Genomic DNA, 15,580 nt, shown 5'->3' with positions numbered 1-15,580 from the left:
TGCCATGCGCCGTTTGATGCTGCTGCGTCACGCCAAGACTGAGACCGACGCGCCGAGCGGCCGTGACCAGGACCGCCGGCTCGACGACCGTGGCCACAAGGATGCCGCCGAGATCGGCGACTGGATGGCCTCCCATCCCCCCTTTCCCGAGGCCGTACTGGTCTCGCATGCCGTCCGGGCCCGGCAGACCTGGGACATTGCCTGGGAGACCATGAAGGACCGCGTCGCGGCGCCGCAGGTGGAGGTCCTGCCGGAACTCTACGCCGCCGATCCCGCCCAGATCCTGGAATCCATTCGCACTGCAACCATTCCGGCTGATCCGAAGCAATTGCTGCTGGTCGGCCACAATCCGGGCATGCACGAGATCGCCCTGATGCTGACGGGCGGCGGCGATCCCGCCGCCGCCAAGGCGCTCGCCGACAACCTGCCCACGTCGGGGCTTGCGATCTTCGACTTTGACGTCAAGGATTGGGGTGACGTGGCTTACCGCCGCGGCAAGCTGGTGCTGTTCGTCAGTCCAAGGCTACTTCGAAGCTAAGGCTACTTCGAAGTTAAGGCTGCTTCGATCGGGTTGATGGCGCGGCGTGCCGGCAAAACGTCCTGACTGGAAGATTTGGAGGCGCAGATGTTCAAGTCCATTCTCGTGCCCATCGACCTCGCCGACACCGACCTCGCCAAGCCGGCGATCGCGACCGCGGCAACGCTGTCGCAGACCTGGAGCGGCGTGGTGCGCCTGCTCAACGTGCTGCCGATGACGCCGGTGATGCTGGCCGAATACGTGCCGGCCGATTTCGACGAACAGCAGCGCCAGACCTCGGAAGAAGCCCTCGCCATCGTCGCGCGCGAGTCCGGCATCGAGCCTTCCCGCATCTCCAGCGTGGTGCGCCAGGGCGGCATCTACCACGAGATTCTGGAGGAAGCCGTGCACATGAAGGCCGAGCTGATCGTGATGACCTCGCACCGGCCGGCGATGCGCACCTATTTCCTTGGCTCCAATGCCGGGCATGTCGTGCGCTACGCAAAATGCTCGGTGCTGGTGGTGAGGCACTGAGGGTTGCACCGTCATTGCGAGCGCAGCGAAGCAATCCAGAGTCTTTCCGCCGAGGGATTCTGGATTGCTTCGTCGCAAGAGCTCCTCGCAATGACGAATGCAGAGGCAGGCGGGCTACAAGCCCTTGCGTTGCCCGTCGGGCAAAACACCCAAACGGTCGGTCAACGCCCGCCGCTGAAAATATTCCACTTTACCGAAGTTCGGAAACGGCGCATGTATCGCGGCAACCCGGCCCAAGGAAGAGGGGCGTATCGCGATCGTCACGAACGCGGGCCGGACGGCGGCGGACGCTGGGCCACACCGGCGCGAACGGCTTCGCAGGGCGGGCAACCGTGAGCGAAGGTGTCGCGCACACGACCGGTGCGGCTCTCGCGTACGGCAAAACCGTGTCGTCCTGACGCCCGGGGTCTGTGCGTCAAGTCTTGTGGTGATGTGGCGGCCCGACCGGGCGCGCGCATCAGTCATCCATGAGGCGACGGGGGCAATAGTGCATCGCTCCCCGGGGAGAGCACGGCATAAGCCGTAAAACCGCTGCGCAGGGAAGGCCGGACGTTTTGGCTTCACCTGTATGCCGCTGTGCAGATTTTCTGACTGCAACTTCGCACAGTGGACCGCGGGTGCCAGCCGGCGCCCGGTCTTCCCTGCGCCCTCTTTCTCAAGAGGGCAAGGCGATGAAGCAAAGCTCGGGCGAAACAAGCCGCGAGGATGCGAAGGTGTGTCTACGAAGAAAGCGCGAGCCGAAGGAGCGACAGTGCTACCCGGAAACGCCGTCATTGCGAGCGCAGCGAAGCAATCCAGAGTCTTTCCGCGGTGGGATTCTGGATCGCTTCGCTGCGCTCGCAATGACGATGTTGAAGCAGGTGTGCCCGAAAACTCAGTCTCATGCCCCTGACGCAGCGCAGCGCTACTTCGGCGGTGCGCTGCAGAGCCGGGGCCCATGTTGCAGCGATGGCTGTGGCTTCCTGGGTCACGGCTCTGCGCAGCAACGCGAAGAGGCGTTGCAGCGCGTCTGGGACACGGGCGAAAGCGCTTACAGATACCGCGCCAGCTCTGCTTTGGCCTGACCGTAGACCGCGTCCTCGATCTGGCTGCGCGTGATGCCGATGTCGCGCAAGGCGCGGTCATCGAGGTCGTTCAGCGTCTTGACGGCGGAGCGGCGCTCCAGGAGGTCGAACAGCGCGTAGGCGCCGCTGGCCAGCTTGCGGAAAAATCCGTCCGACGAGGATGAGCGTAAACTCCGCCCGGCGGTCTGCGAGATCGTGGTCATTGTCCTTCTCCGGCCTGTTGTCCACGCGGCGAAGCGGATGCCGTTGGAGCGCATGCACCTCATTTTCCGTCGGATTGCTCTCGCTCTCCTCGGCTCAATCGTGAAGCTTGATGGAACTTAAATGCTCCAGTACACTACTCGGAGCAAGTGAAACATTGCTCTCGGTGCAATAATGTCCAAGTTCGAGTACGTGAAGCTTGCCGACGCAATAGCCTCGGATATTTCTAACGGCACGTTAAGGCCCGGCGACCGTCTGCCACCACAGCGAAATTTTGCTTACGATCGTGGCATTGCGGTCTCGACCGCGAGCCGGGTTTATACGGAGTTGCTCCGCCGCGGCCTCGTGGTCGGCGAGGTCGGCCGCGGCACCTTCATCTCCGGCGCCATCAGGCGCGAGGTCGAGGCGCTGAGCGAGCCGCGCGACGCGCGGATCGATTTCGAGGTCAATTACCCGCTGCTGCCGCAGCAATGGGCGATGATCGCCAAGAGCCTTGCGGGCCTCGAACGCGTCGATGCGCTCGAATCCGCGCTGCGCGTCTCCACCAGCACCGGCACCAAGAGCGCGCGCAATGCAGCAGCCGCCTATCTCGCGCGCAAGGATTTCGCGCCGCAGGCCGAGCAGATCGTCTTCACCGCCAACGGCAAGCAGTCGCTCGCGGCAGCCCTCGCCGCCCTCGTTCCCACCGGCGGCCGCTGCGGTGTCGAGGCGCTGACCTATCCTTACGTCAAGAGCATCGCCGCGCGGCTCGGCGTGACGCTGGTCCCGATTCCGATCGACGAATTTGGCGCACGCCCCGACGCCATCCAGAAGGCGCATCGCGAGGCACATCTGTCGGCGCTGTATCTCCAGCCGATCATTCAGAACCCGCTTGGCGTCACCATGAACGCGACGCGGCGCGCCGACATCATGCGCGTCGCAGAGAAGCTCGACCTCACCATCATCGAGGACGCCGTCTACGGCTTCCTGGCCGACGACACGCCGCTGGCCGCGCTCGGCCCCGACCGCTGCATCGTGATCGACAGCCTGTCCAAGAAGGTCGCGCCGGGCCTCGCGCTCGGCATCCTGGTCGCGCCGGCGCGATTGCGCGAGGGCGTGATGAGCGCGGTCCGCACCGGCGGCTGGATCGCCTCCGGCCATGCGCTGGCGTCCGGACAGCGGCTGATGGCAGACGGCACCGTCGCCGAACTGACGCGGCTGAAACGCATCGACGCCGCGCGCCGCCAGCAGACCGCGGCGAGGCTGCTCGCCGGCTACCAGCTCGCAGCCGATCCGCGCTCCTATCATCTCTGGCTGACACTGCCGGCACACTGGCGCTCGCAGACCTTCGTCGCAGCAGCAGCCCGGCGCGGCATCGCGCTGACACCGTCCTCGACCTTCGCCATCGCCCATGGCCACGCACCGAACGCGGTGCGGCTCGCGCTCGCCCCGCCCTCGTTCGAGCAACTCGATTCCGGCTTGCGCACGATCGCGTCGCTGCTCGGCACCAAGGAAGAGGATTTCGACTCGACGGAGTAGCTCAAGCGTTTTCGAGCGAAGTGGAGACCGGCTCGCGTGAAGAAAACGCGTCAAACAATAGTCTGACGCCGTTCCCCCCGCTCAGGCCTCCGGCCATTCCGCGATGAAGCCCCTCGCCTTGTAAGGCTCGATCTTGTCCCATTCGTGCAGCATGCGGCGGCGAAATTCGGGATCGGTGTGCGAGAGCGCACGCGGCGTCGCAAAGCTGTCGACCGTGAGCAGTATTTTCTCGACCTCCGGCCAGTGCCGGTGCAGCGTCATCGGATAACGCCGCGCGGTCCAGGTGTTGCCGAGGCAGATCACGCTGCGGACATTGTGCAGCCCGAGCGTCGCGTCGATGATCGGCAGCGAGAGGATCACGTTCTCGCCGGTGTTTTGGGCATGATGTTCCTCGAGAATTCGGTCAGCCGGAATGCCCGTCGCGACCATCGCTGCCTTGATGATCGTGCACTCGGATTGCTCCGAGCCTGCCGTCGCGCCGCCGCTGACAATCGACCAGCGGAAATAGGCCTGGCGCCACAGTCGCCCTGCCGTATCGGCCCGCAGCATGACGTCCTCCCGGGTGCCGAACATGAACAGGAGGTCCGCCGGCTGCAGTGGCGTATCGATCAGATGCGCACGGTTGATCTCGGAGATCTCATCCGCCGAAGGCCGACGCGTGCTGCGATCCAGGGTTGACATGGCGGCACGATGCGACACCGGCGCAACGGCGCGAAGTCACGTTTGATTGCGGCCCATTGCACCTAAGGCAGCAACGCTCTCGGCAGCCGATCGAAGCTGTAGCTCCGCGGCTGGTTACGCCGGACGAAGCCGCCGACCTGCCAGGCGAACAGCGCGGCAAAGCCGATGATGAACAGCGACCCAGCGAATTCGCCGATCGCAAGCGCACGGATCAGGAGCCCCGTCATCGCCACTGCAAGCACCGCGAGGAAAGCCAGCACCACCGCATAGGTCCTGCGGCCAAGGCCCGCGGTCAACTCGGCGCGGCTGCCGGCCTGCGCCATGCGCGCGTGCAGCGCGACGATGAAATTGCGAAAGCCATTGTCCTGGGGCGCCATCAGGGCCGCGGTCTGCCAGCTCGTCGACAGGATCGCGATGCGGCCGCCGCCGGTGTGGCTGACATCGGCGCGAAAGCGGTGTTGCTGCATCGAGACGGGGCGGAACGACAGTCGGATTGCACTGATCTCGTCATAACGCCACAGCGAGGTGCGCCCGGGGATGTGCCAGGACAGCCCCTCCTCCGTCAGCTCGAAGCGATGCGCCGAGCCGATCAGCGACGCCTTGTAGGCATAGCTCGTACCCGCAGCCGCCTCAGCTCCCGAATCCTGCATCTTCACAATCGATCCAATCGGGCGATCCAGTCTGCGATCCGCTTGCGTGAGCGCCCTGCCCCATCCTACAAGCGGGACATGGCTGAGACGATTTTTTTTCCGCGTCGCCTGATTCTCGGCGCCGCCGTGATCTCCGGCGTGCTGCTCGCGCTCGCCGTGCACATGCTAGGCGCGCGCTACGGGCTCGACCTCGGCGGCCTCTGGCACTCGGACTCGCACGAGTTCATACCGGCGGGCGCGGCGATCGCCTGGTGGCTGATCGCCTCCGTCGGCTTCTCCGGCGGCTATTTCACGGCGACATTGATGCAGAGCGCCGTCTCGGGCCAGATCCCCCAACGGATGCGGCAGTTCTTGATCGCGGTCGGCGTGCTGCTGCTGGCGGGCGCGGGCCAGGTGGCCTCGGCGCCGAGCCCGGTCCCGACGGTCTCGGGCGTGCTGGCCGGAATTGCCGCGCTGGGCCTCGGTGCCGTGATGGCGTTCTGCGGCGCGCATTTCGCACTGCGCCGCGGCTAACCTCAGGCGGTCGCGCGCAACTGCGGCCGGTCCAGCATGATCGCGACATCGGAAGCAGGCCGCGGCTTGCTGAACAGGTAGCCCTGCGCCTGGGTGCAGCCTTCGCGCCGGAGCAGCTCGAGTTGCGCGTTGTTCTCGACCCCCTCAGCCGTGGTGACGATGCCGAGGCTCCGGCCCAGCCCGGTCACGGCGCGGATGATCGCCATGGAATCCTCGCGCGTCGCGAGCTCCGACACGAAGGAGCGGTCGATCTTGATCTTGTCGAAGGGGAAGCTGCGCAGATAACTCAGCGATGAATAGCCGGTGCCGAAATCGTCGAGCGAGATGCGTACGCCCATGGCGCGGAGGTCATGCAGCGTGGCCAGCGTCGCCTCGCTGTTCTGGAGCAGCACGGATTCGGTGATCTCGAGCTCGAGGCGGCGCGCGTCGAGTCCGGAAGCCGCCAGCGCCTCGGTCACGGATGCAATCAGGTTCGGATTCTTGAACTGCACCGGCGACAGGTTGACGGCGACGTCGACATCGTCGGGCCAGGTGGCCGCGTCGGTGCAGGCGGAGCGCAGCACGAACTCGCCAAGCTGGATGATCAGTCCGGTCTCTTCGGCCAGCGGAATGAAGTTCATCGGCGCGATCAGGCCGCGCTGCGGATGGTTCCAGCGCAGCAGCGCCTCGAACGCGACGACGCGACCGCTGACGACGTCGCGGATCGGCTGATAGTACGCCTCGAACTCGTCGCGTTGCAGGGCGGCACGCAGGTCCATCTCCAGCAGGCGCCGCGCCTGCGCGCGCGCATCCATGCCGGTCTCGAAGAACCGATAGGTGCCGCGGCCGTCCGCCTTGGCGCGATACAGTGCGAGGTCGGCGTTCTTCAACAGCTCGTCCGGATTGCTGCCGTCCTGCGGCGACAACGAGATGCCGATCGAGACCCCGATGATGATCTGATGGTCGTCGATCTCGTAGGGCGCCGAGATCACCTCGACCAGGCGGCCGGCAAGGGACCTTGCCGCCGTTTCCTCGGAACGTCCGATCTGGACCACGGCGAACTCGTCGCCACCGAGCCGCGCCACGGTGTCGCTCTCGCCGACGGTGGCCTTCAGCCTGCGCCCAACCTCCTTGAGCAGCGCATCGCCGATGGGATGGCCGAGCGAGTCGTTGATGTCCTTGAAGTGGTCAAGATCGAGACAAAGCACCGCGAGCTGGTCGCCCGATCTTGTCCGGAGCAGTCCCTGCACGAGCTGCTCGTGGAACAGAACGCGGTTCGGCAGGCTGGTCAGCGCGTCATGGCGGGCCATGTGCGAGATCTTGGCCTGGGCCTCCAGCCATTCCGTGATGTCCTCGAAGGTCGCGACCCATCCGCCACCCTGCATCGGCTGGTTCACGACCCGGATGGAGCGGCCGAACCTGGTCACGACGTCGGTCGTGGTCCGGCTCTCGCGCGCGTCGGCGACGAGGCGGGCGAAGAATTCGCCGGCATCGCCCTGCCACTGGCCCTTGGCCTGCTCCTCCCGCAGCACATCGACCAGCAGCCGGCCGGTGAGCAGGATGTCGGTGCGGCCGAGCATCGCGGCATAACGCTCGTTGAACAGGATGATCTTGCCGTCCGCATCGAACATGCACAGTCCCTGCGACATGTTCTCGAGGGCCGTGTCCAGCACAATCCGCTGGCGGTCCAATTCGCCCTTGGCGCGGCGGTCGAGCAGCGCGGCCACCAGCGCAATCGCGATGATTGCGACCGCGGCACCTGCGGTAAAGAAGGACAACGAGGCCGCCGGGATCGATAACCCGCTGGTCGCGAGCGTCGGATCCGGCGTCAGAACGATAGCGCCCATTGCGGTGAAATGATGTGCGACGATGGCGAACGTCAGCAGGGTGCTCGCGGTCAGCGCATGGAACAGGTCGTCGCGCCGCGCAGCGACGAACAGCGCGAGCGCCGCGAAGACGATTCCGAACAGCACCGAGGCGACAACCGTGCTCCCGATCCAGTCGACGCGTGCCGGCATCTCCAGCGCCGCCATGCCGGTATAATGCATCGTCGCGACCGCGGTGCCGATGATGGCGCCCCCGAGCACGATCCACGGCGCGCGCGCGGAGGATGCCGCGAGACTCAGCCCCACGAAGGTTAAGGAGATCGCGAAGATCAGCGAAAGGATCGTCACCGGGATGCTGTAGGCGCCGGCGCCGCCCGGCCCGTAGGCGAGCATCGCGATGAAATGCGTCGCCCAGATGCCGCATCCGCTGACGGCGGCATCCAGGGCGATCCAGACCAGGCGTCCGGAGCCGTGCGTCGCGCGGGCCCTGTGAAACAGGCTGATCGCCGCCGCGCTTGCGAGCAGGCACACCGCGCCGCCAAGCGCGACCAGCCGCCAATCGTGCTCCTCGGTGAGACAGTAGAGAACTTGATACATTGCGGGCCCCTATCGACCCGCACTTGAACCGACAGAAATGGACAGTCGGTAACCGGCTACGCGCCTGTTTCGGGGATGGTGAACGGAAGCTGTGTTCATTCGCTCGGATTGTTCATCCGCGCGCCGGCGCGCCGAGGCCGATCACGGCGGCGGCGAGCAGCAGCACCGCCGCGGACACGACCAGCGACAGGTGCAGGCCGGTCATGAACGACCCCTCCGAGGCCACCAGCGAGCCGAACAGCGCGACGCCGAGGACGCTCCCGGTTTGCCGCGTCGCGTTCAGGACGCCCGCCGCGATGCCGGAGCGCGCCTTCTCGACGCTGCCCAGCAAGGTCGAGGTCAGCGGCGGCACCAGCAGCCCAAGTCCGCTGCTGATCGCGATCATCTGCGCAAAGATCGCCCAATAGCTCGTGCCGGCTTCGATCCAGAGCAGGCCGAGGCAACCAAGCGCCGAGACGCAGGCGCCGACGACGATGGTCCGGCACGGGCCGATACGCTCGGCGAGGCGCGGCGCCAGCAGATTGACCGGCAGCACCACGCCCATCATCGGCACGAAGGCGAGACCGGTCCACCACGCCGACAGCCCGTTGATCCTCTGGAAATACAGGCTGAGCACGAAGATCAGGCCGTAGATCGCGATGTTGACGAGCAGGCCGACGAGCGAGGTCAGCGCGAACAGCCGGTGGCCGAACAGCGACAGCGGCAACATCGGCTGCGCCGCACGGCTCTCGCGCCAGACGAAGAGCGCGGCAAGAACTGCGGCTGCGACGAAGGCTGCGATCACGGCCGGATGGTCCCAGCCAAGCGCGCCGCCTTCGATGATCGCGCCGGCGAGCGCTCCCAACGCGCCGATCGCGGCAAGCTGGCCGGGCAGATCGATCTCGCGCGAGCGCGCCCGCGTGGTTTCGCTGGCGTAATGCCAGCTCAGCCACAGGCCGCCGAGCCCGACCGGCAGATTGACCAGGAAGATCGCGCGCCAGCCGACCAACGTGATCAGCGCGCCGCCAACGAAAGGGCCGGCAGTGAGCGCGAGGCTCGCACCGGCGGCCCAGATCGCAACCGCGCGACCGCGCTCGCGGTCGTCCGGATAGGCATGATTGAGCAGCGCAAGAGAGTTCGGCACCAGGATCGCCGCCGCCAGCCCCTGGACCAGCCGCCCGGCGATCAGGGCAGCCGCATTGGGCGCCAATGCGCAGGCGAGCGAAGCCGTGGTGAAAATGGCGAACCCCGCCATGAAGACACGCTTGGCGCCGATCCGGTCACCGAGCGCGCCGGCGGTCAGGATGAACGCGGCAAACGCAATGGTGTAGGCGCTGACCACCCATTGCAACCCGGCGACGCCGCCTCCGAGCGTCCTGCCCATCGCATCGAGCGCGGTATTGACGATGGTGACGTCAAGCTGCACCACGCCATAACCAAGGCTCATCGCGGCAAGGGTGAGGGATGTCGCAAGGCGCGAGCCGGCATGCGGCGCCCCGGCTTCGAAGGCTTCGTATTTGACGGTGCTCACTCGCATGCTGCCATCTCGGTTGCAGCCCCATGCGAATGATACACTTCCGGCTCGCCGTCATGCTACGACGACGCTCGAATGAAGGATGCGTAATATGCGAGCGTCGCGCGGACGGCCGCGCGACGCCCCATCCTGATGCTCGCTACGCCTCGCCCTAGCTGGCCGCGCGCAGGTTCACCTTGCTCTCGGCGAGCGTGGTGAGCTTCCTGTCGGTCGCCTTCTCTTCCTCCAGCGTCTTGGCGAGCACGCTGGCGCAGTCGTTGCGGCCGAGTTGCTTGGCCCAAGCGATCAGGCTGCCGTAGCGGGCGATCTCGTAATGCTCCGCCGCCTGTGCCGCGTTGATCAGCGCGGCGTCCAGCACCGCCTTGTCGGCGACTTCGCCGGCCGTCTCGTCAGCTTCCTCGATGATGCCGTCGATCGCGGGGCAATCGACCGCCTTCACCTGCGCACCGTGCATCTTGAACACTTCCTCGAGGCGCTTGACGTGCTGCCTGGTTTCTTCGAGGTGCGTCAAAAAGCCCTGCTTCAGCTGCGGATCAGTCGCCTTATCCGCCATTTTCGGCAGAGCCTTGGTGAGCTGCTGCTCGGCGTAATAGATGTCCTGGAGCTGATGCACGAACAGGTCGTTCATGGTTTTGATGTCTTTGGTGAACAATCCCATCGGTCCGATCCTCTCGGTTTTTGGGAACACGGAGGCACCGGCTTGCAGGAGAAGCCGGTTATTCCGCCATGTTCGATTGCTGATGGGGCACTAACCAGCGCACGGCATCGTCGTTCCAAAAAAGCCCGCATCCCTTGCGCTGGAACAATGCCGGCCGTGCAGGATCTGAAATCATGTCACGGACGGACGCGACCGGCCCCACGACTCATATGCTTAACGCGCGTCCGATGTGAACCGCGTATGACAAAGTGGTTGGTCCAAGCTGGTCCAAGGCAGAACCTATCGTTGTCAAGGGCTGCACAAGTCAGTGTTTTTGCCTTAAATGAGCTACATCATGCCTAGCGATCCAAGCCCACATCGGGCACTGATCGCATCCGACCGGCCAATGTCTGGCCTGGTCGGTCTTGCCCCCCGCCGGGAGGATGAATGCACGGACTGCTGACCGCGCTGAAGCGCGGCTTCAAGAGATGGATCGGCTGGCGGCGACTCGGCGTTGCGGCGAGCGTCTTCATCATCGCGTTTGCGATCACCACGCTGGTGCGAACGCTCAAGGGCATCGACACCGGGGTCATCCTGACCGCGCTCACCGAGATTCCCCGCGGTAATATCGGGTTGGCGGCGATCTGCGTATGCTTCGCGTTCTGTACACTGACCTTCTATGATTTTTTTGCACTGCGAACGATCGGCAAGAAGCACGTGCCCTATCGCATCGCAGCGCTCTCCAGCTTCACGTCCTATTCGATCGGCCACAATATCGGCGCCACCGTCTTCACCGGCGGCGCGATCCGCTTCCGGATCTATTCGGATTACGGGCTGAATGCGATCGACGTCGCGAAAATCTGCTTCCTGTCGGGCCTGACCTTCTGGCTCGGTAACATCTTCGTGCTCTCGATCGGCATGGCCATCCATCCGGATGCCGCCTCCTACATGGATCAGCTGCCGTCGTCGATCAACCGGCTGATTGCGCTCGGCGGCCTCGCCTCGATCGGCGCCTATCTGGTCTGGCTCTGCATGGGCGAGAAGCGCCGTGAGCTCGGTCAGAAGGGCTGGAAGGTGGTGCTGCCCTCAGCGCCGCTGACGCTGGTGCAGATCCTGATCGGCGTCGTCGATCTCGGATTCTGCGCGCTGGCGATGTACCTTCTGGTGCCGGCCACGCCGCAGATCGACTTCCTGTCGCTCTCCGTCGTGTTCATCTTGGCGACATTGCTCGGGTTCGCCAGCCATGCCCCCGGCTCGCTCGGCGTGTTCGATGCCGCCATGCTGGTGGCGCTGCCCGAGTTCGGTCGCGAGCAGCTTCTGGCCACGCTCCTCGTCTTCCGCATCCTCTATTTCGTGATCCCGTTCGGTCTGGCCATTTCCATCATGGGCACACGCGAGCTCTGGATGAATGTGGTGGAGCCCTGGCAGGAGCGCCGACGGCTGGCGGAGGCCTGCGCGCAGGCCAACCTGCCCAAGCAGGTGGCGGCGATGGAGCGCGAGCGGTCGCTGCGGCAGGCCAGCAAACGCTGAGCATGATCCGGAAAAGCGCGAAGCGGTTTTCCGAAAAGATCATGCTCCAACGATAGTCCGCTGGACGGCGGCCGGCAAAACCGTCAGACCAATGTTGCAGGCGGAGAGCAGCTCTCTTATTTCCGCCTCAACTTTGCCGTTGAAGACGCGGGCCATGATCCCTGTATCCCTTCGCCGTTTCCTCGCCGGTGCCCTGCTGCTCGCCGGGCTCGTCACCGCCTTGCCGCTGAAACAGGCGGCCGCGCAGGACGCAGGCCCCATGCAGATCAGCTGGGAGGTACGCAACCGCTTTCGGCTGTTCCGCGAGGAGCGCGACTTCCTGCTCCATGTCGAGAACGCGCGTAACCGCAGCATCCTCGCCGCCGAGCAATCGCTGGAGCTCCAGAGCGAAGGCCGCGGCTGGGCCCGCAACATGGTCAACCGGCTCTGCATCGACCTCCAGGGCCGGGTCAACCAGCCCTGCACCCGCGACAACACCAAGGAAAACTACCTTACTCCTATCGACCATCCCGTCACCGTGCGCCTCGCCGGCGCGGTGCCGGTCGGCGCCACCTGCGCCTGGTCGTTCGACGACGGCGACGGGCCGCAACAATCGACCTTCGACTGCGCCGAGCCGATCAATCTGCGGGTCCGCTACGGCAAGCAGACGGTCGCGAGCGTCGACGTCTCCTCCGGCTCCGATCCGACCCAGCGGGTCCAGACCGAGATCCAGGTCCGGGACATCTTCGTCGCTGGCCTCGGAGACAGCATCGCCTCGGGCGAAGGCAATCCGGACCGGCCGCTGGCGCTGTCGGACGAAGGTTTTTGCTTCCGCTCCTATCTCGGCACCGCCGGCGCGCAGTATTATCGGCCGAGCCGAGGCGGCTTCAAAGGCGGCCGCGCCTGCGAAGCGCCGGATACGCTTGCCAACTGGCAGCGCTACAGCGCGCTCTGGTTCAACTCGCCCTGTCACCGATCGCTCTACAGCCACCAGGCCCGCACCGCGCTGGCGCTCGCGGTACGCTACACCCACGTCGCGGTGACCTTTCTGCCGCTCGCCTGCACCGGCGCCAGCATCAACGACGGGCTGCTCGGCTCGCAGCGCGCCCGCGAATGCCCGCCCGGCAAGACCGGCGTCTGCAACATCAGCGTGAACGCACAGGTCGCCGAGCTGCGCGAGGCGCTCACCGCTGCCAGGAAACGGCAGCCAGAGCGCACGCTCGACCTCGTGCTGCTCTCGGTCGGCGCCAACGACGTCTATTTCTCCGGCCTCGTCGCCGACGTGATCGTCGAGACCGCAACCGAGCGCGCGATATTCCGGCGCTCCGGCGTGATGGCGAGCGTCGATGATTCACGCGATGCGCTGGCGCGCGAACTGCCGCAGAATTTCGTCAGGCTGCGCGAGGCGCTGAAGCCGCTGGTCGGCGGCGACCTCTCGCATGTGGTCTACGTCTCCTACGCCAACCCCGCGCTCGCCGATGGCGGCGTGCCCTGCCGCGGCGGCCGCGCCGGCTTCGACATCCATCCGTCCTTCAACGCCGATCCGCAGCGCCTCGCCCGCGTCTCGACCTTCGTCGACACCGAATTCCTGCCGCAACTCAAGGGGCTTGCCACCTGCACCCGCGGCGCACTCTGCCGCGATCCTGAGGCAGACCGCATGACCTTCGTGGATTCACATCAGGCGGCGTTCGCCGATCACGGCTTCTGCGCGCATTCGGGCAACGATCCCGAATTCGACCGCACCTGCTTTGCCGAGAACGGCCAGAGCTTCAATCCTGACATCGTGAGCGCGGCGAGCCAGCCGATGCTGTGCGGCCGCGGCGCCTCCGAATTCCGCGCCTATTTGCCGCGCGCGCGCTGGATCCGCGACGCCAATGACAGCTATTTCGCTGCAATGACCTATCCGCAAGGTTTGCCGGCCGCGAGCCAGCCGACCGACATCCACGACGCGACCTGGGGCGTGCTCTCCGCCGTCTATGGCGGCGCCGTGCATCCGAGCGCCGAAGGCCACGCCGCGATGGCGGACGCAGCGCTGCCGGCCGCAAGCGCCGTGCTGGGGCTCGATGCGGCACCGCCGGGCGTGACACGCGGGCTGCTCGCGCCGCTGTTGCCGGGCGCGCGGCAGTAGAACGAGCGGGCTCTCTCCACGCCGTCATTGCGAGCGCAGCGAAGCAATCCAGAGTCCCTCCGCGGAAAGATTCTGGATTGCTTCGCTGCGCTCGCAATGACGAGGTTGGGGTTCACGTCTCGGCACTCTCTCGCAATCGTTCCCCCCACCTGCCGTTCCATCAATCCAAAAGCGGCATCGATCGATACTGCCTTGAACTTGGACACTTTGCCGCGCGCACCTCTAGGAGTCGCAGTGGGGAAACGTTTCGAGTTCTAAGGAGGCGCGTCATGAGCGCAGTGATGTCCGCAGCGGATGTGAGGAGGTCTCGCGTCAGGCTGTTCATCGTGACTATGTTGTTCCTGGTCACTACCGTCAATTATGCCGACCGCGCCACCCTGTCGATCGCAGGCCCCGCGCTCTCCAAGGAGCTGCATCTCGATCCCGTCGCGATGGGTTACATCTTCTCGGCGTTCGGATGGTCCTATGTGATCGCGCAGGTGCGGGCGGCTGGCTGCTCGACCGCTACGGCTCCCGCCTCGTCTATGCCTTCAGCATCATCGTCTGGTCGCTGTTCACGACGATGCAGGGCTGGGTCGGATTCTTCAGCGCCGGCACCGCGATCACCGTGCTGTTCGGTCTGCGCTTCCTGGTCGGCATCGCCGAAGCGCCCTCATTCCCCGCCAATGCTCGCATCGTCGCGGCCTGGTTTCCGAGCAACGAGCGAGGGACCGCGTCCGCGTTCTTCAATTCAGGGCAGTATTTCGCAACCGTGATCTTCGCGCCGCTGATGGGCTGGATCGCGCACGACTACGGCTGGCGCTATGTGTTCTTTGTGATGGGCGCGCTCGGAATCGTCATGGGCCTGGTCTGGATCAAGACCGTCTACGGGCCGAAAGAGCACCCCGGCGTCAACGAGGCCGAATTCGACTACATCAAGGCGGGTGGTGCGCTGGTCGACCTCGACGCTCCCAAGGACGATCTGAAGCATGAGCGCGCGCCTGAGGCCGGCTCCGGCTGGGACCATATCCGCCAGTTGCTCTCCAACCGCATGATGCTCGGCGTCTATCTCGGCCAGTACTGCATCAACACGCTGACCTATTTCTTCCTGACCTGGTTCCCGGTCTACCTCGTCAAGGAGCGCGGCCTGTCGATCCTGCAAGCCGGCTTCGTCGCGACGCTGCCGGCGCTGTGCGGCTTCATCGGCGGTGTGCTCGGCGGCGTCATCTCCGATGCGATCCTGCGCAAGACCGGCTCGTTGACCATGGCGCGCAAGATCCCGATCGTCGGCGGCATGCTGCTGTCGATGTCGATCATCGCCTGCAACTATGTCGACGGCCAGGCGCTGGTGGTCGGCTTCATGGCGCTCGCCTTCTTCGGCAAGGGCATCGGCGCGCTCGGCTGGGCTGTCGTCTCGGACACCTCACCGAAGGAAGCCGGGGGCGTCTCGGGCGGCCTGTTCAACACCTTCGGCAACCTCTCCTCGATCAGCACCCCGATCGTGATCGGCTACATCCTGGCCGCCACCGGCTCGTTCAACGGGGCACTGATCTTCGTCGGCGCCAATGCGCTGGTGGCCGCCTTCGCCTATCTCGTGGTCGTCGGCAAGATCGAGCGCGTGGTGCTCAAACGTTCCTCCTGAGAGCCTGACTCAAAAAGCGTAGACGTCTTCAAGGTCTGGCCAAGCGGCGAGTTAAGAGCCTCAGATGGGCAGCGAGTAGCCAGGCGAGCTCG

At 65.4% G+C, this 15,580-nt stretch carries 12 protein-coding genes and 1 pseudogene; 7 read left to right on the top strand and 6 right to left on the bottom strand.

What is annotated here, in order from left to right:
• Positions 1-4 precede the first annotated feature (4 nt).
• Together C7G41_RS35200 and C7G41_RS35195 are read left to right on the top strand one after the other, a co-directional pair.
• Entirely contained in the window at positions 5-538 is a 534-nt protein-coding gene (locus C7G41_RS35200) for a histidine phosphatase family protein (RefSeq protein ID WP_106946830.1), read from the top strand.
• Between the two features lie 87 nt (positions 539-625).
• Positions 626-1,051: a universal stress protein gene (locus C7G41_RS35195; protein WP_007602088.1), complete on the top strand. Its 426-nt coding sequence runs from the start codon at positions 626-628 to the stop codon at positions 1,049-1,051.
• A 1,030-nt stretch (positions 1,052-2,081) separates the two neighbouring features.
• On the opposite strand, the gene C7G41_RS35180 is transcribed toward C7G41_RS35195, so the two are convergent.
• The gene (locus C7G41_RS35180; protein WP_199198777.1) at positions 2,082-2,318 is read right to left on the bottom strand and encodes a DUF1127 domain-containing protein; all 237 of its coding nucleotides are present in this window, start codon (positions 2,316-2,318) and stop codon (positions 2,082-2,084) included.
• A gap of 172 nt (positions 2,319-2,490) precedes the next feature.
• Here C7G41_RS35180 and C7G41_RS35175 point away from each other — a divergent pair, with 172 nt between their 5' ends.
• Positions 2,491-3,834, top strand: coding sequence for a PLP-dependent aminotransferase family protein (locus C7G41_RS35175; RefSeq protein WP_106946827.1), 1,344 nt, complete (start codon positions 2,491-2,493; stop codon positions 3,832-3,834).
• 81 nt (positions 3,835-3,915) lie between these two features.
• Here the strand turns inward: C7G41_RS35175 and C7G41_RS35170 are convergent, their stop codons facing one another.
• Positions 3,916-4,515, bottom strand: coding sequence for a YdcF family protein (locus C7G41_RS35170; protein WP_106946840.1), 600 nt, complete (start codon positions 4,513-4,515; stop codon positions 3,916-3,918).
• Positions 4,516-4,577: 62 nt separating this feature from the next.
• Positions 4,578-5,165 (bottom strand): hypothetical protein, encoded by a 588-nt coding sequence (locus C7G41_RS35165; protein ID WP_106946839.1) that lies wholly within the window; start codon positions 5,163-5,165, stop codon positions 4,578-4,580.
• A gap of 78 nt (positions 5,166-5,243) precedes the next feature.
• Between C7G41_RS35165 and C7G41_RS35160 the strand changes: the two genes are divergently transcribed.
• Positions 5,244-5,678 (top strand): hypothetical protein, encoded by a 435-nt coding sequence (locus C7G41_RS35160; RefSeq protein ID WP_018457549.1) that lies wholly within the window; start codon positions 5,244-5,246, stop codon positions 5,676-5,678.
• A gap of 2 nt (positions 5,679-5,680) precedes the next feature.
• Here C7G41_RS35160 and C7G41_RS35155 read toward each other — a convergent pair whose 3' ends face one another.
• The 3 genes from C7G41_RS35155 to C7G41_RS35145 form a co-directional block, all read right to left on the bottom strand.
• On the bottom strand, positions 5,681-8,080 hold the full coding sequence (locus C7G41_RS35155) for an EAL domain-containing protein (RefSeq protein ID WP_106946826.1): 2,400 nt from the start codon (positions 8,078-8,080) through the stop codon (positions 5,681-5,683).
• 112 nt (positions 8,081-8,192) lie between these two features.
• Positions 8,193-9,596: an MFS transporter gene (locus C7G41_RS35150; RefSeq protein WP_106946825.1), complete on the bottom strand. Its 1,404-nt coding sequence runs from the start codon at positions 9,594-9,596 to the stop codon at positions 8,193-8,195.
• A gap of 148 nt (positions 9,597-9,744) precedes the next feature.
• Positions 9,745-10,251 carry a ferritin-like domain-containing protein gene (locus C7G41_RS35145; RefSeq protein ID WP_106946824.1) on the bottom strand — a complete coding sequence of 169 codons (507 nt, stop codon included), beginning with the start codon at positions 10,249-10,251 and terminating at the stop codon, positions 9,745-9,747.
• A 426-nt stretch (positions 10,252-10,677) separates the two neighbouring features.
• On the opposite strand from C7G41_RS35145, the gene C7G41_RS35140 reads away from it, so the two are divergent.
• The 3 genes and pseudogenes from C7G41_RS35140 (at position 10,678) to C7G41_RS35125 (ending at position 15,488) form a co-directional block, all read left to right on the top strand.
• On the top strand, positions 10,678-11,760 hold the full coding sequence (locus C7G41_RS35140; RefSeq protein ID WP_106946823.1) for a YbhN family protein: 1,083 nt from the start codon (positions 10,678-10,680) through the stop codon (positions 11,758-11,760).
• A 154-nt stretch (positions 11,761-11,914) separates the two neighbouring features.
• A complete protein-coding gene (locus C7G41_RS35135) occupies positions 11,915-13,867 on the top strand; it encodes a hypothetical protein (RefSeq protein ID WP_106946822.1) in 1,953 nt (650 codons plus the stop codon).
• 269 nt (positions 13,868-14,136) lie between these two features.
• Positions 14,137-15,488, top strand: a pseudogene (locus C7G41_RS35125) (MFS transporter).
• Positions 15,489-15,580: the final 92 nt, after the last annotated feature.

Source organism: Bradyrhizobium sp. MOS002, from assembly GCF_003020115.1.
Lineage (GTDB): Bacteria > Pseudomonadota > Alphaproteobacteria > Rhizobiales > Xanthobacteraceae > Bradyrhizobium.
This window is presented reverse-complemented; position numbering and strand designations above follow the sequence as displayed.

Coding starts and splice junctions, on each gene's coding strand:
- C7G41_RS35155 (WP_106946826.1), bottom strand. CDS start 8,080: ATGTATCAAGTTCTCTACTGTCTCACCGAGGAGCACGATTGGCGGCTG.
- C7G41_RS35180 (WP_199198777.1), bottom strand. CDS start 2,318: ATGACCACGATCTCGCAGACCGCCGGGCGGAGTTTACGCTCATCCTCG.
- C7G41_RS35135 (WP_106946822.1), top strand. CDS start 11,915: ATGATCCCTGTATCCCTTCGCCGTTTCCTCGCCGGTGCCCTGCTGCTC.
- C7G41_RS35145 (WP_106946824.1), bottom strand. CDS start 10,251: ATGGGATTGTTCACCAAAGACATCAAAACCATGAACGACCTGTTCGTG.
- C7G41_RS35170 (WP_106946840.1), bottom strand. CDS start 4,515: ATGTCAACCCTGGATCGCAGCACGCGTCGGCCTTCGGCGGATGAGATC.
- C7G41_RS35140 (WP_106946823.1), top strand. CDS start 10,678: ATGCACGGACTGCTGACCGCGCTGAAGCGCGGCTTCAAGAGATGGATC.
- C7G41_RS35150 (WP_106946825.1), bottom strand. CDS start 9,596: ATGCGAGTGAGCACCGTCAAATACGAAGCCTTCGAAGCCGGGGCGCCG.
- C7G41_RS35160 (WP_018457549.1), top strand. CDS start 5,244: ATGGCTGAGACGATTTTTTTTCCGCGTCGCCTGATTCTCGGCGCCGCC.
- C7G41_RS35200 (WP_106946830.1), top strand. CDS start 5: ATGCGCCGTTTGATGCTGCTGCGTCACGCCAAGACTGAGACCGACGCG.
- C7G41_RS35165 (WP_106946839.1), bottom strand. CDS start 5,165: ATGCAGGATTCGGGAGCTGAGGCGGCTGCGGGTACGAGCTATGCCTAC.
- C7G41_RS35175 (WP_106946827.1), top strand. CDS start 2,491: ATGTCCAAGTTCGAGTACGTGAAGCTTGCCGACGCAATAGCCTCGGAT.
- C7G41_RS35195 (WP_007602088.1), top strand. CDS start 626: ATGTTCAAGTCCATTCTCGTGCCCATCGACCTCGCCGACACCGACCTC.